The organism is Enterobacter cloacae complex sp. (assembly GCF_900322725.1).
GTDB lineage: Bacteria > Pseudomonadota > Gammaproteobacteria > Enterobacterales > Enterobacteriaceae > Enterobacter > Enterobacter quasihormaechei.
In genome coordinates, this window is sequence record NZ_LT991957.1 from 1,542,504 (window position 1) to 1,568,641 (window position 26,138).

Genomic DNA, 26,138 nt, shown 5'->3' on the forward strand with positions numbered 1-26,138 from the left:
ACTATGCAGCTCAATATCACCGGACATAACGTCGAGATTACTGAGGCCTTACGCGATTTTGTGAACACTAAGTTCGCAAAACTTGAGCAGTATTTCGAAAGGATCAATCAGGTCTATGTTGTGTTGAAAGTGGAGAAAGTGACGCATATCTCGGATGCGACTCTGCACGTCAACGGAGGGGAACTCCATGCCAGTGCGGAAGGGCAAGACATGTACGCGGCTATCGACGGCTTGATTGATAAGCTTGCGAGACAGCTCAATAAACATAAAGATAAACTGAAACAACACTAATTGTCCGGGCAGTTAACGGGTGCAGGACGGCCTGTTGTGAGACACAACAGGCCATTTGTACGGTTAGCGCTTAGGTGAAATTATGATAAACAACGATTCCGCTCTACAACTGAGCAATGTCCTTAACCAGGATTGTACCCGCAGTGGCGTTCACTGCCAGAGCAAAAAACGTGCGCTGGAAATTATCAGTGAACTGGCCGCAAAACAGCTGGGTCTGCCGCCGCAGATCGTGTTTGAAGCCATTCTGACCCGTGAAAAAATGGGCAGTACCGGCATCGGCAACGGCATTGCGATCCCGCATGGCAAGCTGGAAGAAGATACGCTGCGTGCCGTGGGGGTGTTTGTGCAACTGGAAACGCCTATCGCTTTTGACGCCATCGATAACCAGCCTGTGGATCTGCTCTTTGCGCTGCTGGTGCCTGCCGATCAGACCAAAACCCATCTGCACACGCTGTCGCTGGTGGCCAAACGTCTGGCGGACAAAACCATTTGTCGTCGACTGCGCTCAGCCCAAAGTGATGAAGAGCTTTATCAAATTATCACTGAAGCAGAAGGCAATCAGGATGAGGCATAATCGGGAGAAGGCCTTCAGAACGGCTGCCCTGAGGAGAAACGGAACATGGTGCTGATGATCGTCAGCGGTCGTTCGGGGTCCGGGAAATCCGTGGCCCTGCGCGCGCTGGAAGACATGGGATTTTACTGTGTAGATAACCTGCCGGTAGTGTTGTTACCCGATCTGGCGCGGACGCTTGCGGACCGGCAAATCTCTGCCGCCGTCAGTATTGACGTGCGCAACATGCCGGAATCGCCGGAAATCTTCGAGCAGGCAATGAACAATCTGCCGGAGTGTTTTTCACCGCAGCTCTTGTTCCTTGACGCTGACCGCAACACGCTGATCCGCCGCTACAGCGATACCCGTCGTTTGCATCCGCTCTCCAGTAAAAATCTGTCGCTGGAAAGCGCCATTGATAAAGAAAGCGATCTGCTTGAGCCGCTGCGTTCCCGCGCCGACCTGATTGTCGACACCTCTGAAATGTCCGTCCACGAACTGGCGGAAATGCTGCGTACTCGCTTGCTCGGCAAGCGCGAGCGCGAACTGACGATGGTGTTTGAATCCTTCGGCTTTAAGCACGGCATTCCTATCGATGCGGATTACGTTTTTGATGTGCGTTTCCTGCCGAACCCACACTGGGATCCGAAACTGCGTCCGATGACCGGTCTGGATAAGCCCGTGGCGGCGTTCCTTGACCGACACACAGAAGTACATAATTTTATCTACCAGACGCGAAGCTACCTTGAGCTATGGTTACCTATGCTGGAAACAAACAATCGCAGCTACCTGACGGTGGCGATTGGCTGTACCGGCGGTAAACATCGTTCGGTCTACATTGCCGAACAGCTGGCCGATTACTTCCGCTCACGCGGGAAGAACGTTCAGTCCCGTCATCGCACGCTGGAAAAACGTAAAACATGACCGTAAAACAGACCGTCGAAATCACCAACAAGCTGGGCATGCATGCGCGCCCGGCGATGAAGCTGTTTGAACTGATGCAGGGTTTTGATGCTGAGGTGCTGCTGCGCAACGACGAGGGAACCGAGGCAGAAGCCAACAGCGTGATTGCGCTGCTGATGCTGGATTCTGCCAAAGGACGCCAGATTGAAGTCGAAGCGACCGGCCCGCAGGAAGAAGAAGCGCTGGCCGCGGTGATTGCCCTGTTTAATGCCGGGTTTGACGAAGACTAACGTTCGCTACGTCGGCGGGTGGCGCAACGCTTACCCGCCCTACATAAGATGATTTCGCTCCATAAACCCTTCCCCACCCAGCTGACGCATCTGGCGCATGATCCACGCCTGGCGGCTTCGCACGTAGCCTGACGGCGCGCTGGCCTTGAAACGCAGAGGGTTCGGCAGCACGGCGGCAAGCAGCGCCGCTTCGGACATACTCAGCCTGCTGGCGTGCTTGCCGAAATAACGTTGCGATGCCGCTTCGACGCCAAACACGCCGTCACCAAACTCCGCGATATTCAGATAGACGGTCAGAATGCGTTTTTTGCTCCACACCGTCTCGACGCCCAGCGTCAGCCCGGCCTCCAGACCTTTCCTCACCCAGCTGCGACCGTCCCATAAGAACAGATTTTTTACCGTCTGCTGAGACAGCGTCGACGCGCCGCGCACGCGGTTTTCATGACGCTCATTATGATCCAGCGCCTTCTCGATAGCCGCCACGTCAAAACCCCAGTGTTCGGGGAATTTCTGATCTTCTGCCGCAATGACCGCCAGCCCCATCCACGGGGAAATGTCATCCATGCCGACCCAGTCTGAGTGGGCAACGTAGCCGAAATCACCTGAGAGCCAGGCGCTAATCTGCCGCTCTGCCATCACGGCGGAGAACGGGACGGGCAGGATGCTGAACAGCGCAATGCCTCCGCCCCAGAAAACGGCCAGGACCAGCACAATACGCAGCAGGATCCGTTTTAACCACCCGCCTGGGGATAATTTACGACTCATTCGGTAAGAACCAGCACTCTGTCCACCAGCTTTTCAATGCCGGCGGCAGCCTCAGCGATGTTCTGCGCCAGCATGTACGCCGGCGTGGTGATGATTTTGTTGTCCTCATCCACCACAATGTCGTCGACCGGGCATGGCACGTGCTCGCCGCCCATATCCTCGATAATTTCAGCGGTATCAATGTCGGTTCCGATCGTGAGCCGCAGCGGGAAATCAAAAATTTTCGGCAGCATGGCTGGCGCAATGCAGATAAAGCCCTGCGGCTTACCCGCCGCATGCATCGCCAGCGATAGCGCTTTTAAGTCGGGATCGACCTGACACGCCGCCCCATCAGTGGCAAACGTGCTCAGGTTTTTCGCCGCGCCAAAGCCGCCCGGTACGATGAGCGCATCAAGTTCAGCGGCATCGGCCTGTGCCAGCGGATGAATATCGCCACGCACAATACGTGCCGCTTCAATCAGCACGTTACGGCTTTCTGCCATTGGCTCGCCGGTAAGATGATTCATTACGTCTGCTTGAGTTTTATCCGGCGCGAAGCAGATAACGTCTGCCCCCTGGCGCGATAATGCCAGCAGCGTTAATACGGCTTCATGTATCTCTGAACCATCGTAAACGCCACATCCGCTCAGCACGACACCCACTTTCTTCATTCTGACGATCCTTCTAAGCAACTCGCCGAAGCACATTAAAAATTCTGATTAAAACGCTATGCTTCACACATTTCACTGATTCATGTAACAAACTGTTTAAGATTTGCTATCTTATCTGCGTGCGGCCTCAATTTTCAGGCGGCGTCCATGCGAAAACAACCCATAAAAATCAGGCGCAGCCACGATTTCCCTGGTGTTGGCGCAGTATTCGCGCACCCCGGTATAGCCGGGGTCATTTTTTTCTGGATTCCACCCAGGCTTTCAGCACCGCCACATCGTTCTGCCACTCCTGCTTCATCTCTTCAACCCAGTCACCCACGTTATCTTCCCACGCAGGTAAATCAGGCGACTGAATCTGTTGGCCCAGCTGCTGGAGATGGCGTAACCCGACGGAGCCAGCCGCGCCCTTGATTTTATGTCCCTCTTCGACAATGCCCTTCTGGTCACGCGCCGTCAGGTTAGATTCGAGCACGTTCAGATAGCCCGGCATCATTTTTTCGAACACGGCCAGACCGTCGGTGATCAGTTTTGGTCCCACCAGATCGATATACTGCTCCAGCATGGCGGTATCGAGTATCGTTTGGGCTTTGGCGCTATCAACAGACGTCATGGTGCTCTCCTCTTCATCACAGGTATCCCAGAACTTCTTGATCATCGCCGTCAGGGCGGGTACCGCCAGCGGCTTGCTGAGCACATCGTCCATACCGGCCTCGAGGTACTCTTTTTTATCTTTCAGCACGTTTGCGGTCAGCGCCACCAGCGGCGGCAGCTCGTCAGGGGCGTACTTGCGCGTCAGCTCGCGGGAGATATCCAGCCCGGTCATGTCCGGGAGCTGAATATCAAGCAGCACCAGGTCGTACTCGCCCGGCGTGAACATCTCCAGCGCGGCTTTGCCGGTCATTGCCACATCCACGCTGTTGCCGAGTTTTTCCAGTACCGACCGGGCGACAATAACGTTCAGCTCAATATCTTCTACCAGCAGAACGTGCAGGGCCGGCAGCGGCATATCGTCGTTCTCGAACGTATCTTCCACCTCTTCAGCGACGGCAGGCGCGTGTACGGTAAGGGTAAAGGTTGAGCCTTTACCCGGCTGGCTGGCAACGGTGATATCCCCGCCCATACTTTTCGCCAGGCGTTTCGACACCGCCAGGCCAATGCCCGTACCCGTTGCCGGTTTACCGCCGTGGCTGTCTTTAACCTGATAATACATGGCGAAGATCTTGTCCTGCTCCTCCTGAGGAATGCCGATACCCGAGTCCTCAACTTCAAAGTGCAGCATGTCCCCTTCGTCATAGCGAATGCGCACCGCAACCTGCCCCTTCTGGGTAAACTTCACGGCGTTGCTGATGAGGTTCCACAGGATCTGACGCAGCCGCGTGCCGTCCGTCACCACTTTATGCGGCAGCGGCAGCGTTGGCTCCATCACAAAGCTCAACCCTTTTTGCTGGGCCTGCAAACCTGAAAGGTTCTCCAGGTCCGCAAGGAAGCCGGTAAAATCAACCGGCTGGTTGTCGAGCTGAACCTTACGGCGCTCCATCTTATCCATATCGATAATATCGTTGAAGATATTGCCCAGCGTGACCGCCGAAACGTGGATCGTTTTGAGGTATTTTTCCTGCTCGCTGGTCAGGTCGGTATCCAGCAGAATGCGGCTCAGCCCCACAATGCCATTAAGCGGCGTACGCAGCTCATGGCTGATGGTGGAGATGAAGGTGGTCTTGTCACGGCTGGCGCGCTCCAGCGCATCCTGATAGCGCTTACGCTCGGTGATATCGCGGCCAAAGCCCATCAGACCATGACGTTTACCCACCCGATCGTAATAAGGCACTTTGCGGATCTCAAAGCAGGCTTTGCGCCCGTCAGGGTAGTCCAGCCACTGCTCGTAGGTCAGCGAAACGTTATGGCGGAAGACCTTTTCATCCGTCTCCATCACTTTTGCCGCCGCCTCTTCGGAATAGACGTCCTGCGGCTTCAGGTGGATCAGCTGCTTTTCGCTTTTCCCGGTCAACAGCTCCATGGCCCGGTTACAGCCGGAAAACTCTTTATCTTCGTTACGGTAGAACACCAGATCCGGCGATGCATCGAGGAACGAGCGCAGGAAAGAGGATTGCTGTTCAAGCTGAATCTGCGTGACTTCACGCTCTTTCATCTCAATTTTGAGCTGCTCCAGCGTGGTCTGGCGCTCGGCTTCCGCCTTCTCGCGGTCTGAAATTTCCTGATTCAGCTGGGCAATATTGTCCTTGAGCTGGACGTTGAGCTTGAGATCGCGTTCGCGCATCTCTTCCAGCTTATCCACCAGCTTTGATAAACGCTGTCGGGACTCCTCCAGTTGCTCGACCACCACGGAGAGGAAATAGACCGCCCACGGGGTAATCAGCAGGCCAAAGAAAATAGAGCGGATGACGTCGATGCTCTCGACCTGGCCATGCAGAACCATGGTGACGGCCATTTGCACGACGATGGCCAAAACGACCAGCGCCAGCGCCAGCAGCATGGAAAAACGCACCAGCCCGAGCTTCATCATCAGATCGACGTAGTACTGGGCCAGCATTCGAATTTGCTTCATAGAGGATCCCTTCACGACTTTATCGCTCAATAATACTCAAATTCACGGCGAGGCGTTGCAGGTTGTGAGAAAAAGTGCGGGGTGAAACAGGAGATTAGCCTCGCCCCCGAGCAACCGGGGACGAGGATGAAGGTTTATCAGGAACGTTTTAGCAGCATCCAGAGGCTGATCAGGAAGAAACTGGCGCTCGGCAACAGCGCGCCGATAATTGGCGGAATGCCGTACACCAGCGTCAGCGGACCAAAAATCTGATCGAGGACGTAGAACACGAAACCAAAGCTGATACCGGTCACCACGCGAACCCCCATCGGCACGCTACGCAGTGGGCCAAAGATGAACGACAGCGCCATCAGCATCATCACCGCCACCGACAGCGGCTGGAAGATTTTGCTCCACATGTTGAGCTGGTAACGCCCCGCATCCTGTCCGCTGGACTTCAGATACTTCACGTAATTATGCAGACCGCTGATGGAGAGCGCATCGGGGTCAAGCGCCACGACGCCGAGCTTGTCTGGCGTCAGGTCGGTTTTCCAGGTACCGTTAACGGTCTGCGAGCCGGTGATCTGTTTCGGGTTCGTCAGGTCAGATTCATCAACCTGCGATAACCGCCACAGCTTGTTGTTGGCATCAAATTTGGCAGAGGCGGCATAACGCACGGACTGCAAGCGACGCTGGTCGTTAAAGGCATAAATGCTCACGCCGCCCAGCTCGTCATCCCCCTTCACGCGTTCGATATAGACGAAGTTCTGACCGTCTTTCGCCCATAACCCCTGCTGCGTGGAGAGCAGTGAACCGCCGTACATCGCCTGAGCACGGTAGTTACGCGCCATCTGTTCGCCCTGCGGCGCAACCCATTCGCCGATAGCCATGGTCAGCAGAACCAGCGGGATCGCGGTTTTCATCACCGACAGCGCAACCTGCATACGGGTAAAGCCCGATGCCTGCATCACCACCAGTTCGCTACGCTGAGCCAGCATCCCCAGCCCCAGCAGCGCACCCAGCAGGGCCGCCATCGGGAAGAAGATCTGCACATCTTTTGGCACGCTGAGCAGGGTATACATTCCGGCGCCTAACGCGTCGTAACTCCCCTGCCCGGCTTTTTTCAGCTGGTCGACAAATTTGATAATGCCCGAGAGCGACACCAGCATGAACAGGGTCATCATGATGGTGGTAAAAATTGTTTTACCGATATAGCGGTCAAGTACGCCAAACGCCTGCATTAGATGGCTCCTTTACGCGTAAACCGGGCACGTAGACGACGCACAGGCACCGTGTCCCACAAGTTGAGTCCGACTGCCAGCAGCAGATACAAACCATTCACGACCCAGGTCCAGATCATCGGGTCAATTTTGCCTTTCCCGCCGTTAGACTTGATCGAGGTTTGCAGCAGGAAAAACACCAGATACAGCAGCATCGCCGGCAGCATCGACAGTACGCGGCCCTGACGTGGGTTCACCACGCTAAGCGGCACCACCATCAGCGCCATCATAAATACGGTGAATACCAACGTGATACGCCAGTGCAGCTCAGCACGGGCACGATCGGTATCGGTATTGATTAAGGTGCGCATGTCCATCTGCTCGGTATCCGTAGGATCGAGCGCGACGGCCTGGTGACCAATGATGGCCTGGTAGTTCTGGAAGTCCGTAATGCGGAAGTCGCGCAGCATTGCCGTGCCTTCGAAACGCGTTCCTTTGTTCAGCGTGACGACCTGAGAGCCATCTTTACGCTGCGCCAGCTGGCCGGAATCCGCCACCACCACCGAAGGGCGAGCGTTACCTTTCGGGCGCAACTGAGCAAGAAACACGTCGTTGAAGCGGTTGCCATCAACGCTTTCGATAAACAGAACGGAATTACCGTCGGTCGCCTGCTGGAACTGCCCCTGCGCCAGCGCCGCCAGCCCCGGGTTAGCTTTTGCTTCCGCCAGCACCTCATCCTGATGTCGAGAGGATGTCGGCCCCGCCCACATGACGTTGACCGCGGCAACAATGCCCGTGAACAGCGCCAGCACCATGGCTGCTTTTACCAGTACGGCCTTACTGAGGCCGCAGGCATGCATCACGGTGATTTCACTTTCGGTATAGAGCCTACCCAGCGTCATCAGCAAACCGAGGAAAAGGCTTAACGGCAGGATAAGCTGCGCCATTTCCGGCACGCCAAGCCCGAGCAGGGAAAGCACCAGATTCGTTGGGATTTCGCCATCAACCGCCGCGCCGAGGATCCTGACCAGCTTCTGACAGAAAAAGATCAGAAGGAGGATAAAGAGGATCGCCAGTTGGCTCTTCAGCGTCTCCCGAACCAGATATCTTATGATTATCACTTTAAATACGCCCGTTAAAACTCGTCTTATGCAGGAATTTAGCTTGTTTCATGGCTTAAACGTCATTTATTCTCTTGAGTCGTCGAAATCATCGCTAAGATTAAAAAACCCGGCGGATTCGCGCTTCATGACATTTATTGACGTGTCGAAACCGTAGTAACGTAAGATTAACACGAAGTCACCACAACGGCGGACATGAGTTACGAAAGGTTTCAATTCTATCCGTAGCCGCCGCCGTTGTCTTTAAGATTCAGGAGCGTAGTGCATGGAGTTCAGTGTAAAAAGCGGTAGCCCGGAGAAACAGCGGAGTGCCTGCATCGTTGTGGGCGTCTTTGAACCACGCCGACTCTCCCCGATCGCCGAGCAACTCGATAAAATCAGCGACGGCTATATCAGCGCCCTGCTGCGCCGTGGCGAACTGGAAGGCAAACCAGGGCAGACCCTGTTGCTGCACCATGTTCCGAACGTCCTGTCCGAGCGTATTCTGCTGATTGGCTGCGGTAAAGAACGTGAGCTTGATGAGCGCCAGTACAAACAGGTTATTCAGAAAACCATTAATACACTGAATGATACTGGTTCTATGGAAGCGGTCTGCTTCCTGACCGAGCTGCACGTTAAGGGCCGCAACACCTACTGGAAAGTACGCCAGGCCGTCGAAACCGCAAAAGAGAGCCTCTACAGCTTCGATCAGCTGAAGACCACCAAAAGCGAGCCGCGTCGCCCGCTGCGTAAAATGGTCTTCAACGTGCCAACCCGTCGCGAGCTGACCAGCGGCGAGCGCGCTATTCAGCACGGCCTGGCCATTGCTGCGGGCATTAAAGCCGCTAAAGATCTTGGCAATATGCCGCCAAACATCTGTAACGCCGCGTATCTGGCCTCTCAGGCGCGTCAGCTGGCTGACTCCTACAGCAAGAACGTTATCACCCGCGTCATCGGCGAACAGCAAATGAAAGAGCTGGGGATGCACTCTTATCTGGCGGTCGGTAACGGCTCTCAGAACGAATCCCTGATGTCGGTCATCGAATACAAAGGCAATCCGTCTGAAGACGCGCGTCCGATCGTGCTCGTCGGGAAAGGGCTGACCTTTGACTCCGGCGGTATCTCCATCAAGCCTTCAGAAGGCATGGACGAGATGAAGTACGACATGTGCGGCGCGGCGGCGGTTTACGGTGTGATGCGCATGGTTGCGGAGCTTCAGCTGCCCATCAACGTGATCGGCGTGCTGGCAGGCTGCGAAAACATGCCTGGCGGTCGCGCCTATCGTCCGGGCGACGTGCTGACCACCATGTCTGGCCAAACCGTGGAAGTGCTGAACACCGACGCGGAAGGCCGTCTGGTGCTGTGCGACGTGCTGACCTACGTTGAGCGTTTCGAACCTGAAGCGGTCATCGACGTGGCCACCCTGACCGGTGCCTGCGTGATTGCCCTGGGCCACCACATCACCGGCCTGATGTCGAACCACAATCCGCTGGCGCATGAGCTGATTGGCGCGTCCGAGCAGGCTGGCGACCGCGCATGGCGTCTGCCGCTGGGGGACGAGTTCCAGGAACAGCTGGAGTCAAACTTCGCGGACATGGCTAACATTGGTGGTCGTCCTGGCGGCGCAATTACCGCAGGCTGCTTCCTGGCGCGCTTCACCCGTAAATATAACTGGGCGCACCTGGACATCGCGGGGACCGCATGGCGCTCCGGTAAAGCCAAAGGCGCGACCGGACGTCCGGTTGCCCTGCTGTCGCAGTTCCTGCTTAATCGTGCGGGTTTTAACGGCGACGAGTGATGTAATGTGCCGGGTGGCGGCTTCGCCTTACCCGGCCTACACGCCACTCAACCGTAGGCCGGGTAAGCGAAGCGCCACCCGGCTTTGCATTTAAATCCACGACAAGAAGCCCCATATATGAAGAATGCAACGTTCTACCTTCTGGACAACGACACCCATCAGGATGGCCTCAGCGCCGTTGAACAGCTGGTGTGTGAAATTGCCGCAGAACGTTGGCGCGCAGGTAAACGCGTACTGATTGCCTGTGAAGATGAGCAGCAGGCGATTCGCCTGGATGAAGCGCTATGGGCGCGCCCGCCGGAAAGTTTTGTTCCGCATAACCTGTCGGGCGAAGGTCCACGCGGCGGGGCACCGGTCGAAATAGCCTGGCCGCAAAAACGCAACAGCAGCGCGCGCGACATTCTCATTAGCCTGCGGACAGACTTTGCAGATTTTGCCACCGCTTTCACAGAAGTGGTAGACTTTGTCCCTTACGAAGAATCTTTGAAACAACTGGCGCGCGAACGCTATAAAGCGTACCGCCTGGCCGGTTTTAACCTGAATACGGCAACCTGGAAATAATGGAAAAGACATATAACCCACGCGATATCGAACAGCCGCTTTACGAGCACTGGGAACAGCAGGGCTATTTCAAGCCTAACGGCGACGAAAGCAAAGAGTCCTTCTGCATCATGATCCCGCCGCCGAACGTCACCGGCAGTTTGCATATGGGGCATGCTTTCCAGCAGACCATCATGGACACCATGATCCGCTACCAGCGCATGCAGGGCAAAAACACCCTGTGGCAGGCGGGGACTGACCACGCGGGTATCGCGACCCAGATGGTGGTTGAGCGTAAAATTGCCGCTGAAGAAGGTAAAACCCGCCACGACTACGGTCGCGACGCGTTCATCGACAAAATCTGGCAGTGGAAGGCGGAATCCGGCGGCACCATTACCCGTCAGATGCGCCGTCTCGGCAACTCCGTGGACTGGGAGCGCGAGCGCTTCACCATGGACGAAGGCCTGTCCAACGCCGTGAAAGAAGTTTTTGTCCGTCTGTACAAAGAAGACCTGATTTACCGCGGCAAGCGCCTGGTGAACTGGGACCCGAAACTGCGCACCGCGATTTCTGACCTCGAAGTGGAAAACCGCGAGTCTAAAGGCTCCATGTGGCACATCCGCTATCCGCTGGCCGACGGCGCAAAAACCGCAGACGGTAAAGATTACCTGGTGGTCGCCACGACGCGTCCGGAAACCCTGCTGGGCGATACCGGCGTGGCCGTGAACCCGGAAGATCCGCGCTATAAAGATCTGATCGGCAAATTCGTGGTGCTGCCGCTGGTGAACCGCCGCATTCCGATTGTGGGCGACGAACACGCCGACATGGAAAAAGGCACCGGCTGCGTGAAAATCACCCCGGCGCACGACTTCAACGACTATGAAGTGGGCCGTCGTCACGCCCTGCCGATGATCAACATTCTGACCTTCGACGGTGATATCCGCGAAAGCGCAGAAGTGTACGACACCAAAGGCAACGAATCCGACGTTTACTCCAGCGAGATCCCGGCGGAGTTCCAGAAGCTGGAGCGCTTTGCCGCACGTAAAGCTATCGTAGCCGCCGTTGACGCGCTCGGCCTGCTGGAAGAGATTAAGCCTCACGATCTGACCGTGCCGTACGGCGACCGTGGCGGCGTGGTTATTGAGCCAATGCTGACCGACCAGTGGTACGTCCGTGCCGACGTGCTGGCGAAACCGGCTGTGGAAGCGGTTGAGAACGGCAGCATTCAGTTCGTGCCGAAGCAGTATGAAAACATGTACTTCTCCTGGATGCGCGACATTCAGGACTGGTGCATCTCCCGTCAGCTGTGGTGGGGTCACCGCATCCCGGCGTGGTACGACAACGAAGGCAACGTCTACGTTGGCCGCACGGAAGAGGAAGTGCGTCAGGAAAACAACCTGGGCGCTGACGTGGCGCTGCGCCAGGACGAAGACGTGCTGGATACCTGGTTCTCCTCCGCGCTGTGGACCTTCTCCACCCTCGGCTGGCCGGAAAACACCGACGCGCTGCGTCAGTTCCACCCAACCAGCGTGATGGTCTCCGGCTTCGACATCATCTTCTTCTGGATTGCCCGCATGATCATGATGACCATGCACTTCATCAAAGACGAAGACGGCAAGCCGCAGGTTCCGTTCCATACCGTCTACATGACCGGCCTGATCCGCGACGATGAAGGCCAGAAGATGTCCAAATCCAAGGGTAACGTTATCGACCCGCTGGACATGGTTGACGGGATCTCTCTGGAAGAGTTGCTGGAAAAACGTACCGGTAATATGATGCAGCCGCAGCTGGCTGAGAAAATCCGCAAGCGTACCGAGAAGCAGTTCCCGAACGGGATTGAGTCTCACGGTACCGACGCCCTGCGTTTCACCCTGGCGGCGCTGGCCTCTACCGGTCGCGACATCAACTGGGACATGAAGCGTCTGGAAGGTTACCGTAACTTCTGTAACAAGCTGTGGAACGCCAGCCGCTTCGTGCTGATGAACACCGAAGATCAGGATTGCGGCTTTAACGGCGGCGAGATGACCCTGTCTCTGGCAGACCGCTGGATCCTGGCGGAATTTAACCAGACGGTGAAAGCGTTCCGCGACGCGCTGGACAGCTACCGCTTCGATATCGCAGCGGGCATTCTGTACGAATTCACCTGGAACCAGTTCTGCGACTGGTATCTGGAGCTGGCGAAGCCGGTCATGAACGGCGGTTCTGAAGCGGAGCTGCGCGGCACGCGTAATACGCTGATTACCGTTCTGGAAGGCCTGCTGCGCCTGGCGCACCCGATTATTCCGTTCATCACCGAAACCATCTGGCAGCGCGTGAAGGTCATTGCCGGTATCAACGCCGATACCATCATGCTCCAGCCGTTCCCGGCTTTCGACGCCGCGAAAGTGGATGAAGCCGCGTCTGCGGATACCGAGTGGCTGAAGCAGGCGATCGTTGCGGTACGTAACATCCGTGCAGAAATGAACATCGCGCCGGGTAAACCACTGGAGCTGCTGCTGCGCGGTTGCAGCGACGCTGCCGTTCGTCGCGTCACCGAGAACAACACCTTCCTGAAAACCATGGCGCGTCTGGAAAGCATCACCGTGCTGCCTGCCGATGACAAAGGTCCGGTTTCCGTGACAAAAATCATCGACGGTGCGGAGCTGCTGATCCCGATGGCGGGCCTGATCGACAAAGACGCTGAGCTGGCTCGTCTGGCGAAAGAAGTGGCGAAAGTCGACGTGGAAATTGCAAAAATCGAAGGCAAACTGGCGAACGAGGGCTTTGTGGCCCGCGCGCCGGAAGCGGTCATCGCCAAAGAGCGTGAGCGTCTGGTTGCCTTCGCCGATGCGAAGACAAAACTGATCGAGCAGCAGGCCGTTATCGCAGCCCTGTAATATTATGAAAACGCCGGAGGCCCTCTTCGGCGTTTTCTTTTATAAGGCATTTTTTATTCGTACCAGCTTCCCGTCAGGCATAGTTATCCAGTAATACTCACTCCCGCTGAAAGAAAACCTTTCGTAGGTTGCCGTGTCGAATTCAACATCAAGAAGAATATTTTTTTCGATACAGTGCTTCTCCGTATCATTTTTCGGGGGAAAACAATACAGATCGCCATTGCTGGATGTTTGAATATCAGCAAATCCGCTGCCAATATCCCAAAAAGTAATAGTATAAGAATCGCTCGAAGGAATATTGTATATTTTCTTCAGCTCTTCTTTATGTTCCAGGTACCAGTGAATTCGCCCCCACTCGGTTAATGGAAAGTGATTCACTACAATATCGTATGACTCGAACCTTCTATCTTTGCTCGCGAACTGCTCTAACACAAACGTAGGGTCGTATTCAACCTGACTCCCTGCCCGGATAACAGTGACAGGTCGTTGTGTCCACAGCAGGTAGCTGAATATCAGTAACACCAGACTCCCGATAACGACTTTAGATTTCGAATTCATACTCCACCCTTAACAGGAATATGCGCACTAAAGTTAGTCATAAATGGCTTGAATGCATAATCACGATGTCGTTGCAGGAAAAACCAGATGCGGAAAAAGCGCAAATTTTTATAAAGTTCGTTAGCAATATCTTCTCTGCCGAGGCCAAAATGATCCTGCCCTTTAAAAGAAAGCAATCCCTCCCATGACATGGCATAGCGCTGGAAACGTACCAATTTGATTTGTTGCGCATAAACATCATGTATGCTTATCCCCAAACCATTAAACCTATCAATAAAACGATTGAATTTTGGTAACCTCAAATGATTTATTTTTCCTTTCAAATCCGTAATAAAACGATAATCCAGACTTGCTTGCCGCTTCAAATATAAATGATTATCTATCGCCTCCCAAATTTTCCTCAGCACATCATTTGTTCCAACACCCTTGATGATCTCTTCATACGCGTGATTCAAACGGACACCAGTCCATGGTTGCCCGTTGCCGTAATGAAAATGGTCGATTAGCTCACCAATAAGAGGAGCATACAACCCGCTAGCAAATTGCGTAGATAGCTCTTTCATCTCATCGAACATAATATCTGCGCAGTGCTGCCGGCTAATCGGCCTTCCCTGCTTTTGCTGAAGTCCGAATCCGAAAGCATGGGTGTTAAAACTAGCCATCATATCAAATTTCAAACACCTGAATGGGTCGACACGAGCAGAAATGTCCTCCAGACCCAGTTGCTGAAAGTCCCAATCGTTCAAATCGCCACACTGCATATCATCAGTATAATAATTTTCGAAACGATGGAACGTTGAAAAAATCTCACACGGCAGAGACATTGATAAAAGCGCATCTATATTCATAATTCATCAATCTTATAAATAATATACCCCCCTTTAAACCAGAAGGTAATTTAAGAGAAATTCAAAAAATAAAACTTGAGCAATGCAACGAAAAAACGGGTTAAAGATGAAAAATTTTCGCATGGTAAATATCGGTCTTGCATGAGAGAAAAGAGGGTGGTATCAAATATCACTATGATAAATTGTTTTTCGATTGAGTAACAAAATGAGTTCCACGCAGTCCCTCCCTACACTCCGCCGGATATCCACCAGCGACAACCCGGCTATCGCCGCCGTTATCCGCACGGTCTCTGCCGAATACGGTCTGACCGCCGACAAAGGCTACACCGTGGCCGACCCGAATCTGGACGAACTTTTTCAGCTGTACAGCCAGCCGGGTCATGCGTACTGGGTCATCGAGCAGGACGGTCAGGTCGTGGGCGGCGGCGGCATTGCCCCCCTGCTTTGCAGCGAGCCGGATATCTGTGAACTACAGAAAATGTATTTCCTGCCAGCGATACGCGGCCAAGGCCTGGCGAAAAAGCTGGCGCTGATCGCCCTGGAACATGCACGCTCACAGGGCTTTAAACGTTGCTACCTCGAAACCACCGCGTTCCTTAAAGAGGCCATTGGCCTGTATGAACATCTGGGCTTTGAGCATATCGACGCGCCACTGGGCTGCACGGGCCACGTGGACTGCGAAGTCAGAATGCTGAAAAGTCTGTAAGTTTCGTTCCTGCCGTCTTCTGTTAAGCGACTGTAAACTGAATGCTCTACACTCTCAGTTCACACCAAAACAGGGGAAACGCGATGTCGAAGATAAAAAGCTACGCCGCACCGCAGGCGGGTGCAGAACTTGAGCTGTACGAGTACGATGCGGGCGAACTAAAAGCGGAAGACGTCGAGGTACAGGTTGATTACTGCGGGATCTGCCACTCGGATCTCTCGATGATCGACAACGAATGGGGCTTTTCCAGCTATCCGCTGGTTGCCGGTCACGAAGTGATTGGTCGCGTTGCGGCGCTCGGCAGCGCCGCGCAGGACAAAGGGCTGAAAGTGGGCCAGCGCGTGGGCATCGGCTGGACGGCACGCAGCTGCGGCCACTGCGACGCCTGTATCAGCGGTAATCAGGTTAACTGCACCGAAGGCGCTGTTCCTACCATCCTCAACAAAGGCGGCTTTGCCGATAAGCTTCGCGCCGACTGGCAATGGGTTATCCCGCTGCCGGACAGCATTGATATTGAATCCGCAGGTCCGCTGCTGTGCGGCGGTATCACCGTCTTCAAACCGCTGCTGATGCACCACGTCACCGCCACCAGCCGCGTGGGCGTGATCGGTATTGGCGGTCTGGGGCATATTGCCATCAAACTGCTGCACGCGATGGGCTGTGAAGTGACGGCGTTCAGCTCCAACCCGGCAAAAGAGCAGGAAGTGCTGGCGATGGGTGCAGACAAAGTGGTGAACAGCCGCGATCCTGAAGCGCTGAACGCGCTGGCTGGGCAGTTTGACCTGATCATTAACACCGTCAACGTTGATCTCAACTGGCAGCCGTACTTTGAAGCGCTGGCCTACGGCGGTAACTTCCATACCGTGGGCGCGGTGATGAAGCCGCTGCCGGTTCCGGCGTTTACCCTGATCGGCGGCGATCGCAGCATATCCGGCTCAGCTACCGGCACGCCATATGAGTTACGCAAGCTGATGAAGTTTGCCGGACGCACCAAAGTGGCGCCGACCACCGAGCTGTATCCGATGTCGAAAATCAACGAAGCGATACAGCACGTGCGCGACGGTAAAGCCCGTTACCGCGTGGTGTTGAAAGCGGATTTCTGATGTGAGTTTGCCGGGTGGCGGCTTCGCCTTACCCGGCCTACTTTTGCTACTGCGCCAATATATTAAACACTTCCGCCACCGCAACCGCCCCGGGATCCATCACCCCATCCAGGTTTTCCTTGTTAACATACGACGAGCGTCCCGCTCCCGCTTTCGCCATTTTCGCCGTGGCTTCGGCGCCCTGCTGCGCAGCCTGCGCCGCCGCCTGAACAGTGCCCTTCTGTAACGCTTCCAGCGCCGGTTGCAGGGCGTCGATCAGCGTGCGATCTCCGAGATCGGCCCCGCCGTACTGCTTCATCTGCGCCAGCCCGCTCAACAGCGCATCCGGCAGGGATTGACCGTCATGCAGCTTTTGTCCGGCCGCCGTAAAGAAGATCGACATCAATACGCCGCTCGATCCGCCCATCACCGTAGCCAGCCGCTCCCCCACCAGCAGGAGTAAAGTCGGCACGTCGTTAAGGGGCAGGTTGTTCTCCTCCAGACGCTGCGCAATATCCCGCGCACCTTGCGCAAAGGTTGAGCCGGTATCGCCGTCGCCCACTTTGGCATCCAGCGCGTTCAGGCGATTTTCAAGCTGAATCAATGTATTCGTCATCGAGGAGACGAACCCGCCCACCTGCGGATTGTCCGACGGGGTATATTCCACGCGGTCATGAAGGGCGCTATGTGGGACGGTACGCAGGGGCGCAAACGCGACGGGCTTCTGCCAGCCCAGCGTCTCAACCTCGGCGTGAATCGCCTTCTCAACGTAATCGTTGAGCTTTAACAGCGTCAGCGAAAAGCCTTTCATATCCAGCGCGCTCACCAGCGGCGCGGGGCCAATCAGGTAAGCGATCTCCGCTTTCAGCGCTGAATGTGCCAGCTCTTTGGTGAGCAGAGCCATCTCCAGCGCGGACACGCCGCCGAGGTTGTTGATCAGCACCGCAAAGCGTCCTTCACCCGCCTGGGCTTTCAGCGGCGTCACCAGCGTGTCAATAATCGCCCTGCTGTTTTGCGTATCCACCACCGAGGCCCCCGGCTCGCCGTGAATACCCAGCCCCAGCTCCACGTGGCCCTGTTTGATCCGCCCTTCTTCGTCATCGCTCCCCGGCAGGTTGCAGGTTTGCATCGCAACCCCCAGGCTCCAGAGGTTATCGCAGGTCTGTTGCGCAATGTCCCGCACCTCGGTGAGCGATTTCCCCTGCTCTGCCGCATATCCCGCAACCTTGTGTACCAGCGCGGTTCCTGCGATGCCGCGCGGCTGCTTGTTATCCGGCAGGGCGATGTCATCCGCCACGATAACCATCTCCACCTTCAGACCGTAGCGTTTGGCTTTCTCCGCGGCCAGGCCAAAGTTAAGCCGGTCACCGGTATAGTTTTTTACGATCAGCAGGCAGCCACGATCGCCCGTCACCGCCACAATGGCGTTGAGAACCGCATCCACGCTTGGGGAGGCAAACAGATCGCCACACACCGCGGCGGTGAGCATGCCTTTACCGACAAACCCGGCATGCGCCGGTTCGTGGCCGGAGCCGCCACCGGAGATCACCGCCACGCGGCTTTTATCCCAGTCGCCGCGCGCCACCACCCGGATGGCCGGATCGATATCGAGTTTGACGAGATTACCGTGCGGCGCGGAGAGGAGTATGCCTTCAATGGCGTCGTTGACAAGCTGTTTGCGGTCGTTAAAAAAGAATCTGGACATAGTTTCCCAAAAATTTGTTTATCGTATGCAAAAGCATAGTTCGCACTGGATAATGCGCCGCAAAGTGAGGAATTTACGCAGACATTTTGCCGTCAGGTTGCCTATACTCCACCCAGGACTACGAGAGGACGTGCATCATGAGTACACCATTGTTAATCGCCAGGACGCTGGAAAAAGAGCTGTTTTTACTGCCCGCGATGACGAACCGTCATGGCCTGATCACAGGCGCGACCGGGACGGGGAAAACCGTCACCCTGCAAAAGCTGGCGGAGTCGTTGTCAGACATTGGCGTGCCAGTCTTTATGGCTGACGTGAAGGGCGATTTAACCGGGGTGGCTCAGGAAGGTACGGCGTCAGAAAAACTGCTCGAGCGCCTGAAAAATATCGGCATCACGGACTGGACGCCGCACGGCAATCCTGTCGTGCTATGGGATATCTTCGGCGAAAAAGGGCACCCGGTGCGCGCCACCGTCTCCGATCTCGGTCCTTTGCTGCTGGCCCGTCTGCTTAATCTGAACGACGTGCAGTCCGGGGTGCTGAACATCATCTTCCGTATCGCCGACGATCAGGGGCTGCTGCTGCTTGATTTCAAAGATCTGCGCGCCATCACCCAGTACATCGGCGATAACGCCAAATCCTTCCAGAACCAGTACGGCAATATCAGCAGCGCCTCTGTCGGTGCCATTCAGCGCGGGCTACTGACGCTGGAGCAGCAGGGTGCCGAGCACTTCTTCGGCGAGCCGATGCTGGATATCAAGGACTGGATGCGCACCGACAGCAGCGGCAAAGGCATTATCAACATTCTGAGTTCAGAAAAGCTCTACCAGATGCCGAAGCTCTACGCCGCCAGCCTGCTGTGGATGCTCTCTGAGCTTTACGAACAGCTGCCAGAAGCAGGCGATCTGGAAAAACCCAAACTGGTCTTCTTCTTTGACGAAGCGCACCTGCTGTTCAACGACGCGCCGCAGGTGCTGCTGGATAAAATTGAACAGGTTATCCGCCTGATCCGCTCTAAAGGCGTTGGGGTCTGGTTTGTGTCGCAAAACCCGTCGGATATTCCTGACAACGTGCTGGGACAGCTGGGTAACCGCGTACAGCACGCCCTGCGCGCCTTTACGCCAAAAGATCAGAAAGCCGTCAAAGCCGCCGCGCAAACCATGCGTGCCAATCCGGCCTTTGATACCGAAGCGGCCATTCAGGCGTTAGGCACCGGCGAAGCGCTGATTTCGTTCCTGGACGCAAAAGGCAGCCCGACAGTTGTCGAGCGCGCCATGGTGATCGCGCCCTGCTCGCGCATGGGGCCGGTAACGGACGATGAGCGCAACAGCCTGATTAACCACTCTCCCCTCTACGGGAAGTATGAAGACGAGGTGGATCGCGAATCCGCGTTCGAGATGCTGCAAAAAGGGGTGCAGGCAACCGCCGAATCGCAGGAAGCGCCTGCCGCCAAAGGGCAATCTGTTGCCGTGGATGACGGCATTCTCGGCGGGCTGAAAGATATTTTGTTCGGCAGCACCGGGCCACGCGGCGGCAAGCGCGATGGCGTAGTGCAGACCATGGCAAAAAGCGCGACGCGTCAGATTACCAATCAGATAGTGCGCGGCATGCTGGGAAGTCTGCTAGGCGGCCGTCGCCGGTAGCGGGGGAACCCACGGGCGGCCCAGCGCCGCCCCCTGCACACCGTGTTCACGCAGATAACGGTCAATTTCTACCATCCCCGTCCAGCGGTTCTCGCACCACAGCGGTGCCAGAAGCGTTGGGCGGCGGGCGCTTGCCGAGATACGGTGATAAACAATGTCCGGCGGCGTGTGGCGAATCATCTCCCCCGCCGTCACCGTATAGTCGTCGAGTTCAATACCGCTTAACCGCCCCGCTTCCCAGGCTTTTGCCATTATGCTGCCCTTTACGATGTGCAGGGGATGCAGCTTGATCCCGTCCACGCCGGTCTCAACCACTTTTTCCAGCGTCTCCAGGCCATGCTGCTGCCCTTCTCCGGGCAAGCCGACAATCAGATGCGAACAGACTTTCAGGCCACGCTCGCGGGCGAGACGCGTGGTGCGCTGGTAACAGGCGAAATCATGCCCGCGATTGATACGGTGCAGGGTTTTATCGTGAGCGGTCTGCAAGCCCAGCTCCAGCCAGATCTCGTAGCCCTTCTCTCTGTACTCGCTAAGTAAATCCAGCACCGCCTCCGGTACGCAGTCCGGGCGCGTACCCACGCACAGCCCGACAATATTCGCCTGAGCGACCGCCTGCTGATACATAGAGCGTAATACCTGAACCTCCGCCCACGTGCTGGTGTAGGCCTGAAAATAGGCCAGATATTGCCTGGCACGGTTCACGAGGCTGGCCTGATGCGCGAGCTGTTCTGCGATAGATTTATGCTGCTGGGCTTCGTCAGCAAACGACGCTACGTTGCAGAACGTGCAGCCACCACGCCCGATGGTACCGTCGCGGTTCGGACAGCTAAAGCCGCCGTGCAGCGTCAGCTTATGCACCTTTTGCCCGTAACGCTGCAAAAGATCCCCACCAAACATATTGACTAATTTCTGTAACTGCATAATCTGATAGACCGTCCCGAAGAAAGGGGACAAGCCTGCCATTTTTAGCCTCTGTCGGCGATGACCTGGATCAATCGCCCTGGACGGCCTTTATCTATTTGAATAAATAATCACGATTACCGAGATTTCATTCATCCGCTGCGTAATTACTTTTCCTTATGTTCTGATGGTTTTTTTCATTTATAGCGCCAGGACTGAAAAACAGTGATTTTATGCGGGTTCGAATACTGCACCAGATTATTATTCTGCCATAAATCCGCATTTCAGCATGCTGCATCAATAATACCGCTTTCATATAGTGAGTCAGATCACACTCCCCTGCACCTTCCTGACGCTTTAAGCGGTTGTAAAATTAGTTAAATAGCCAATAAAAACAAATAGATAATCACGCTTTAGCACATTTTTGTATAAATAAGATTGCCATTTGACCTGTGTACTAATTCCCGATAAGTTGGAAATCCGCTGGAAGCTTTCTGGATGAGCGGCCTGCTCATCATATTTATGCAGTAATTGAGATTCCCTCTGAAGCAAGTCCTCAAACTTGTTTACCTGCGCGAAAGGATGAAAAAGAGGGCGAATGCGAGGTCCGCGTATGAAACGCAAACCCCGTCGCCATGCTCTTTCTGCGCCTGTGCGCCACGGTAAAGTTCAGTGGGAAGCCCGACGAGCCTGGGGAGGTTCACTGATATGTTGTACGATAAATCCCTTGAGAAGGATAACTGTGGTTTCGGCCTGATCGCCCACATAGAAGGCGAACCTAGCCACAAGGTAGTGCGTACCGCTATTCACGCACTGGCCCGTATGCAGCACCGTGGCGCCATCCTTGCCGATGGTAAAACCGGCGACGGTTGCGGCCTGCTGCTGCAAAAACCGGATCGTTTCTTCCGCATTGTGGCGGAAGAGCGCGGCTGGCGTTTAGCCAAAAACTACGCCGTCGGCATGCTGTTCCTGAATCAGGATCCTGAAAAAGCGGCCGCCTCACGCCGCATCGTTGAAGAAGAACTTCAGCGCGAAACCCTGTCGATTGTCGGCTGGCGCGATGTGCCAACCAACGAAGGGGTGCTCGGTGAAATCGCCCTCTCCTCGTTGCCTCGTATTGAACAGATTTTCGTTAACGCGCCTGCGGGCTGGCGTCCACGTGATATGGAACGCCGTCTGTTCATCGCCCGCCGCCGCATCGAAAAACGTCTCCAGGACGATAAAGAGTTCTACGTCTGTAGCCTCTCGAACCTGGTGAACATCTATAAAGGTCTGTGTATGCCGGCTGACCTGCCGCGCTTCTACCTGGACCTGGCGGACCTGCGTCTGGAATCGGCCATTTGCCTGTTCCACCAGCGCTTCTCCACCAACACCGTGCCGCGCTGGCCGCTGGCACAGCCGTTCCGCTACCTGGCGCACAACGGCGAGATCAACACCATCACCGGTAACCGCCAGTGGGCGCGCGCCCGTACCTATAAGTTCCAGACCCCGCTGATCCCTGACCTGCACGATGCCGCGCCGTTCGTGAACGAAACCGGCTCGGATTCCAGCTCCATGGATAACATGCTGGAGCTGCTGCTGGCGGGCGGGATGGATATCGTGCGCGCTATGCGTCTGCTCGTGCCACCGGCCTGGCAGAACAACCCGGATATGGATCCGGAGCTGCGCGCGTTCTTCGATTTCAACTCCATGCACATGGAGCCGTGGGACGGCCCGGCGGGCATCGTGATGTCCGACGGTCGCTTCGCTGCCTGTAACCTGGATCGTAACGGTCTGCGTCCGGCGCGCTACGTCATCACCAAAGACAAGCTCATCACCTGCGCCTCTGAAGTCGGCATCTGGGATTATCAGCCTGACGAAGTGGTCGAGAAAGGCCGCGTCGGTCCGGGCGAGCTGATGGTTATTGATACCCGCGGCGGCCGAATTCTGCACTCTGCGGAAACCGATAACGATCTGAAAAGCCGCCATCCGTATAAAGAGTGGATGGCGAAAAACGTCCGTCGCCTGGTGCCGTTCGAAGATCTGTCTGACGACGAAGTGGGCAGCCGCGAGATGGACGACGATACCCTCGCGAGCTTCCAGAAACAGTTTAACTACAGCGCGGAAGAGCTGGACTCGGTTATTCGCGTACTCGGCGAAAACGGCCAGGAAGCGGTCGGCTCAATGGGTGACGACACCCCGTTCGCCGTGCTCTCCAGCCAGCCGCGCATTATTTACGACTATTTCCGTCAGCAGTTTGCGCAGGTAACCAACCCGCCAATCGATCCGCTGCGCGAAGCGCACGTGATGTCGCTGGCCACCAGCATCGGTCGCGAGATGAACGTCTTCTGTGAAGCCGAAGGCCAGGCGCACCGTCTGACCTTTAAATCACCGATCCTGCTGTATTCCGATTTTAAACAGCTCACCACCATGACCGAGGAGCACTACCGCGCCGACACGCTCGACATTACGTTCGACGTGACCGAAACGAGCCTCGAAGAGACGGTGAATGCGCTGTGCGACAAAGCCGAGCAGATGGTGCGTAACGGCACCGTTCTGCTGGTGCTGTCTGACCGCAACATCGCGAAAAACCGTCTGCCGGTGCCTGCGCCAATGGCGGTGGGGGCTATTCAGACGCGTCTGGTCGACAAGAGCCTGCGCTGCGATGCCAACATCATTGTTGAAACCGCGAGCGCCCGCGATCCGCACCACTTTGCCGTGCTGCTAGGCTTCGGTGCGACGGCGATCTACCCGTACCTGGCCTACGAAACGCTGGCCCGCCTGGTAGACACCCGCGCCATCGACAAAGACTACCGTGCGGTGATGCTGAACTACCGTAACGGCATCAACAAAGGCCTGTACAAGATCATGTCCAAAATGGGCATCTCGACCATCGCCTCTTACCGCTGCTCGAAGCTGTTTGAAGCGGTCGGCCTGCACGACGATGTCGCGAACCTCTGCTTCCAGGGCGTCATCAGCCGTATCGGCGGCGCCGGTTTTGCTGACTTCCAGCAGGATCTGGTGAACCTGTCGAAGCGCGCCTGGCTGGCACGTAAGCCGCTGGAACAGGGCGGCCTGCTGAAATATGTCCACGGGGGCGAGTACCACGCGTATAACCCTGACGTGGTGCGCACGCTGCAACAGGCGGTACAGAGCGGCGAGTACAGCGATTATCAGCAGTATGCCGAGCTTGTGAACAACCGTCCGGCAGCGACGCTGCGCGATCTTATTGCCCTGAATCCGGGTGACGAGGCTGTCAGCATCGACGACGTAGAACCGGCATCCGAACTGTTTAAACGCTTCGATACCGCGGCGATGTCCATCGGCGCGCTGAGCCCGGAAGCGCACGAAGCGCTGGCGGAAGCCATGAACAGCATCGGCGGCAACTCCAACTCCGGCGAGGGCGGTGAAGATCCGGCCCGTTACGGCACCAACAAAGTGTCGCGCATCAAGCAGGTGGCGTCCGGCCGCTTTGGCGTGACCCCTGCCTACCTGGTTAACGCCGACGTGATCCAGATTAAGGTCGCTCAGGGTGCAAAACCGGGCGAAGGCGGTCAGCTGCCGGGTGATAAAGTCACGCCGTACATCGCCAAACTGCGCTACTCGGTGCCGGGCGTGACGCTGATTTCCCCGCCGCCGCACCACGATATCTACTCTATCGAGGACTTAGCGCAGCTGATTTTCGACCTGAAGCAGGTCAACCCGAAAGCGATGATCTCCGTGAAGCTGGTCTCCGAGCCGGGCGTCGGCACCATCGCCACCGGCGTGGCGAAAGCCTATGCGGACCTGATCACCATTGCCGGCTACGACGGCGGCACCGGCGCAAGCCCGCTCTCCTCCGTGAAATACGCGGGCTGTCCGTGGGAGCTTGGCCTGGTGGAAACCCAGCAGGCGCTGGTGGCTAACGGCCTGCGCCACAAGATCCGTTTGCAGGTGGACGGCGGTCTGAAAACCGGCCTCGACATCATCAAAGCGGCGATTCTGGGTGCGGAAAGCTTCGGCTTCGGTACCGGCCCGATGGTTGCGCTCGGCTGTAAATACCTGCGTATTTGCCACCTGAACAACTGCGCAACCGGCGTTGCGACCCAGGACGAGAAGCTGCGTAAGAATCACTATCACGGCCTGCCGTTCAAGGTGACCAACTACTTTGACTTCATCGCCCGTGAAACCCGCGAGCTGATGGCGCAGCTGGGCGTGAAGCGTCTGGTGGATCTGATTGGTCGTACCGACCTGCTGAAAGAGCTGGAAGGCTTCACCGCCAAGCAGCAGAAGCTGGAGCTGTCTAAGCTGCTGGAAACGGCTGAGCCGCATCCTGGCAAAGCGGTTTACTGCACCGAGAACAACCCGCCGTTCGACAACGGCGTGCTGAACGCGCAGCTGCTGCAACAGGCGAAGCCGTATGTAGACGAGAAGCAGAGCAAAACGTTCTGGTTTGACATCCGCAACACCGATCGTTCCGTGGGCGCGTCCCTCTCCGGTTACATCGCGCAAACGCACGGTGACCAGGGGCTGGCATCGGATCCGATTACCGCGCACTTCAGCGGTACCGCGGGCCAGAGCTTCGGCGTGTGGAACGCCGGCGGCGTTGAGTTATACCTGACCGGCGATGCCAACGACTACGTCGGCAAAGGCATGGCGGGCGGTCTGCTGGCGGTGCGTCCTCCGGTGGGTTCAGCCTTCCGCAGCCATGAAGCCAGCATCATCGGCAACACCTGTCTGTACGGTGCGACCGGCGGTCGTCTGTTTGCTGCGGGCCGTGCGGGCGAGCGTTTTGCGGTGCGTAACTCCGGTGCCATCACCGTGGTGGAAGGCATCGGCGATAACGGCTGCGAATACATGACGGGCGGAATTGTGTGCGTCCTGGGTAAAACCGGCGTGAACTTTGGCGCCGGCATGACGGGCGGTTTTGCCTACGTGCTGGATGAAGACGGTGAGTTCCGCAAGCGCGTGAACCCGGAACTGGTGGAAGTGCTGGACGTTGATTCGCTGGCCATTCACGAAGAACACCTGCGCGGTTTGATAACCGAACACGTGCAGCATACCGGTTCTTCGCGCGGCGAAGAGATCCTGGCGAACTGGCCAGCGTTCTCTGCGAAATTCGCGCTGGTTAAGCCGAAGTCCAGCGATGTTAAAGCCCTGTTGGGTCACCGTAGTCGTAGCGCAGCAGAGCTGCGCGTGCAGGCGCAGTAAGG

At 56.2% G+C, this 26,138-nt stretch carries 20 protein-coding genes; 11 read left to right on the top strand and 9 right to left on the bottom strand.

The genetic code is table 11. The features are described from left to right. Positions 1-3: 3 nt before the first annotated feature. The 4 genes from hpf to npr all read left to right on the top strand — a co-directional run bounded on the left by hpf (position 4) and on the right by npr (position 2,034). Positions 4-291: a ribosome hibernation promoting factor gene (hpf, locus tag DBR02_RS07780; protein ID WP_003861866.1), complete on the top strand. Its 288-nt coding sequence runs from the start codon at positions 4-6 to the stop codon at positions 289-291. Positions 292-373: 82 nt separating this feature from the next. Then, positions 374-865, top strand: a complete 492-nt coding sequence (gene ptsN, locus DBR02_RS07785) for a PTS IIA-like nitrogen regulatory protein PtsN (RefSeq protein WP_003861869.1) — start codon at positions 374-376, stop codon at positions 863-865. Between the two features lie 45 nt (positions 866-910). Next, a complete protein-coding gene (rapZ, locus tag DBR02_RS07790; protein WP_063451028.1) occupies positions 911-1,765 on the top strand; it encodes an RNase adapter RapZ in 855 nt (284 codons plus the stop codon). Continuing rightward, positions 1,762-2,034 carry a PTS phosphocarrier protein NPr gene (gene npr / locus DBR02_RS07795; protein ID WP_003861872.1) on the top strand — a complete coding sequence of 91 codons (273 nt, stop codon included), beginning with the start codon at positions 1,762-1,764 and terminating at the stop codon, positions 2,032-2,034. Before rapZ ends, npr begins: the two co-directional genes overlap by 4 nt. Positions 2,035-2,073: 39 nt before the next feature. Here npr and mtgA read toward each other — a convergent pair whose 3' ends face one another. From mtgA to lptF, 5 genes are all read right to left on the bottom strand, one after another. Then, on the bottom strand, positions 2,074-2,799 hold the full coding sequence (gene mtgA / locus DBR02_RS07800; RefSeq protein ID WP_107533983.1) for a monofunctional biosynthetic peptidoglycan transglycosylase: 726 nt from the start codon (positions 2,797-2,799) through the stop codon (positions 2,074-2,076). After that, a complete protein-coding gene (gene elbB / locus DBR02_RS07805; protein WP_063451026.1) occupies positions 2,796-3,449 on the bottom strand; it encodes an isoprenoid biosynthesis glyoxalase ElbB in 654 nt (217 codons plus the stop codon). The genes mtgA and elbB overlap by 4 nt, the downstream gene beginning before the upstream one ends. A gap of 232 nt (positions 3,450-3,681) precedes the next feature. Further along, positions 3,682-6,015 (bottom strand): aerobic respiration two-component sensor histidine kinase ArcB, encoded by a 2,334-nt coding sequence (arcB, locus tag DBR02_RS07810; RefSeq protein ID WP_063451025.1) that lies wholly within the window; start codon positions 6,013-6,015, stop codon positions 3,682-3,684. 137 nt (positions 6,016-6,152) lie between these two features. Beyond that, entirely contained in the window at positions 6,153-7,235 is a 1,083-nt protein-coding gene (lptG, locus tag DBR02_RS07815; protein ID WP_107533985.1) for an LPS export ABC transporter permease LptG, read from the bottom strand. Continuing rightward, a complete protein-coding gene (gene lptF, locus DBR02_RS07820) occupies positions 7,235-8,335 on the bottom strand; it encodes an LPS export ABC transporter permease LptF (RefSeq protein ID WP_063451023.1) in 1,101 nt (366 codons plus the stop codon). The genes lptG and lptF overlap by 1 nt, the downstream gene beginning before the upstream one ends. A 265-nt stretch (positions 8,336-8,600) precedes the next feature. Between lptF and pepA the strand changes: the two genes are divergently transcribed. From pepA to DBR02_RS07835, 3 genes are all read left to right on the top strand, one after another. After that, positions 8,601-10,112 (top strand): leucyl aminopeptidase, encoded by a 1,512-nt coding sequence (pepA, locus tag DBR02_RS07825; RefSeq protein WP_063451022.1) that lies wholly within the window; start codon positions 8,601-8,603, stop codon positions 10,110-10,112. Between the two features lie 117 nt (positions 10,113-10,229). Continuing rightward, the gene (gene holC, locus DBR02_RS07830; protein ID WP_003861884.1) at positions 10,230-10,673 is read left to right on the top strand and encodes a DNA polymerase III subunit chi; all 444 of its coding nucleotides are present in this window, start codon (positions 10,230-10,232) and stop codon (positions 10,671-10,673) included. Continuing rightward, the gene (locus DBR02_RS07835; protein ID WP_063867560.1) at positions 10,673-13,528 is read left to right on the top strand and encodes a valine--tRNA ligase; all 2,856 of its coding nucleotides are present in this window, start codon (positions 10,673-10,675) and stop codon (positions 13,526-13,528) included. Before holC ends, DBR02_RS07835 begins: the two co-directional genes overlap by 1 nt. A 39-nt stretch (positions 13,529-13,567) precedes the next feature. On the opposite strand, the gene DBR02_RS07840 is transcribed toward DBR02_RS07835, so the two are convergent. Beyond that, positions 13,568-14,086: a DUF943 family protein gene (locus tag DBR02_RS07840; RefSeq protein WP_107533987.1), complete on the bottom strand. Its 519-nt coding sequence runs from the start codon at positions 14,084-14,086 to the stop codon at positions 13,568-13,570. Beyond that, complete coding sequence (locus DBR02_RS07845; protein ID WP_107533988.1) at positions 14,083-14,934, bottom strand: DUF3289 family protein; 852 nt, start codon at positions 14,932-14,934, stop codon at positions 14,083-14,085. Before DBR02_RS07845 ends, DBR02_RS07840 begins: the two co-directional genes overlap by 4 nt. Positions 14,935-15,139: 205 nt before the next feature. Between DBR02_RS07845 and DBR02_RS07850 the strand changes: the two genes are divergently transcribed. Together DBR02_RS07850 and ahr are read left to right on the top strand one after the other, a co-directional pair. Then, positions 15,140-15,640: a GNAT family N-acetyltransferase gene (locus DBR02_RS07850; protein WP_107533989.1), complete on the top strand. Its 501-nt coding sequence runs from the start codon at positions 15,140-15,142 to the stop codon at positions 15,638-15,640. Between the two features lie 83 nt (positions 15,641-15,723). Then, complete coding sequence (gene ahr / locus DBR02_RS07855; protein WP_063867558.1) at positions 15,724-16,743, top strand: NADPH-dependent aldehyde reductase Ahr; 1,020 nt, start codon at positions 15,724-15,726, stop codon at positions 16,741-16,743. A gap of 46 nt (positions 16,744-16,789) precedes the next feature. Here the strand turns inward: ahr and DBR02_RS07860 are convergent, their stop codons facing one another. Continuing rightward, positions 16,790-18,427, bottom strand: coding sequence for a dihydroxyacetone kinase subunit DhaK (locus DBR02_RS07860; protein ID WP_107533991.1), 1,638 nt, complete (start codon positions 18,425-18,427; stop codon positions 16,790-16,792). A 137-nt stretch (positions 18,428-18,564) separates the two neighbouring features. Here DBR02_RS07860 and DBR02_RS07865 point away from each other — a divergent pair, with 137 nt between their 5' ends. Further along, complete coding sequence (locus DBR02_RS07865; protein ID WP_107533993.1) at positions 18,565-20,067, top strand: helicase HerA-like C-terminal domain-containing protein; 1,503 nt, start codon at positions 18,565-18,567, stop codon at positions 20,065-20,067. On the opposite strand, the gene DBR02_RS07870 is transcribed toward DBR02_RS07865, so the two are convergent. Continuing rightward, positions 20,047-20,988 (bottom strand): TIGR01212 family radical SAM protein, encoded by a 942-nt coding sequence (locus tag DBR02_RS07870; protein ID WP_107535629.1) that lies wholly within the window; start codon positions 20,986-20,988, stop codon positions 20,047-20,049. The genes DBR02_RS07865 and DBR02_RS07870 overlap by 21 nt on opposite strands. 687 nt (positions 20,989-21,675) lie before the next feature. Here DBR02_RS07870 and gltB point away from each other — a divergent pair. Beyond that, the gene (gltB, locus tag DBR02_RS07880; RefSeq protein ID WP_063867554.1) at positions 21,676-26,136 is read left to right on the top strand and encodes a glutamate synthase large subunit; all 4,461 of its coding nucleotides are present in this window, start codon (positions 21,676-21,678) and stop codon (positions 26,134-26,136) included. The last annotated feature ends 2 nt before the right edge of the window (positions 26,137-26,138 follow it).

Bases quoted from the DNA above. Each gene is read 5' to 3' on its own strand.
- hpf (WP_003861866.1), top strand. From the start codon at position 4: ATGCAGCTCAATATCACCGGACATAACGTCGAGATTACTGAGGCCTTA.
- ptsN (WP_003861869.1), top strand. From the start codon at position 374: ATGATAAACAACGATTCCGCTCTACAACTGAGCAATGTCCTTAACCAG.
- rapZ (WP_063451028.1), top strand. From the start codon at position 911: ATGGTGCTGATGATCGTCAGCGGTCGTTCGGGGTCCGGGAAATCCGTG.
- npr (WP_003861872.1), top strand. From the start codon at position 1,762: ATGACCGTAAAACAGACCGTCGAAATCACCAACAAGCTGGGCATGCAT.
- mtgA (WP_107533983.1), bottom strand. From the start codon at position 2,799: ATGAGTCGTAAATTATCCCCAGGCGGGTGGTTAAAACGGATCCTGCTG.
- elbB (WP_063451026.1), bottom strand. From the start codon at position 3,449: ATGAAGAAAGTGGGTGTCGTGCTGAGCGGATGTGGCGTTTACGATGGT.
- arcB (WP_063451025.1), bottom strand. From the start codon at position 6,015: ATGAAGCAAATTCGAATGCTGGCCCAGTACTACGTCGATCTGATGATG.
- lptG (WP_107533985.1), bottom strand. From the start codon at position 7,235: ATGCAGGCGTTTGGCGTACTTGACCGCTATATCGGTAAAACAATTTTT.
- pepA (WP_063451022.1), top strand. From the start codon at position 8,601: ATGGAGTTCAGTGTAAAAAGCGGTAGCCCGGAGAAACAGCGGAGTGCC.
- holC (WP_003861884.1), top strand. From the start codon at position 10,230: ATGAAGAATGCAACGTTCTACCTTCTGGACAACGACACCCATCAGGAT.
- DBR02_RS07835 (WP_063867560.1), top strand. From the start codon at position 10,673: ATGGAAAAGACATATAACCCACGCGATATCGAACAGCCGCTTTACGAG.
- DBR02_RS07840 (WP_107533987.1), bottom strand. From the start codon at position 14,086: ATGAATTCGAAATCTAAAGTCGTTATCGGGAGTCTGGTGTTACTGATA.
- DBR02_RS07845 (WP_107533988.1), bottom strand. From the start codon at position 14,934: ATGAATATAGATGCGCTTTTATCAATGTCTCTGCCGTGTGAGATTTTT.
- DBR02_RS07850 (WP_107533989.1), top strand. From the start codon at position 15,140: ATGAGTTCCACGCAGTCCCTCCCTACACTCCGCCGGATATCCACCAGC.
- ahr (WP_063867558.1), top strand. From the start codon at position 15,724: ATGTCGAAGATAAAAAGCTACGCCGCACCGCAGGCGGGTGCAGAACTT.
- DBR02_RS07860 (WP_107533991.1), bottom strand. From the start codon at position 18,427: ATGTCCAGATTCTTTTTTAACGACCGCAAACAGCTTGTCAACGACGCC.
- DBR02_RS07865 (WP_107533993.1), top strand. From the start codon at position 18,565: ATGAGTACACCATTGTTAATCGCCAGGACGCTGGAAAAAGAGCTGTTT.
- DBR02_RS07870 (WP_107535629.1), bottom strand. From the start codon at position 20,988: ATGCAGTTACAGAAATTAGTCAATATGTTTGGTGGGGATCTTTTGCAG.
- gltB (WP_063867554.1), top strand. From the start codon at position 21,676: ATGTTGTACGATAAATCCCTTGAGAAGGATAACTGTGGTTTCGGCCTG.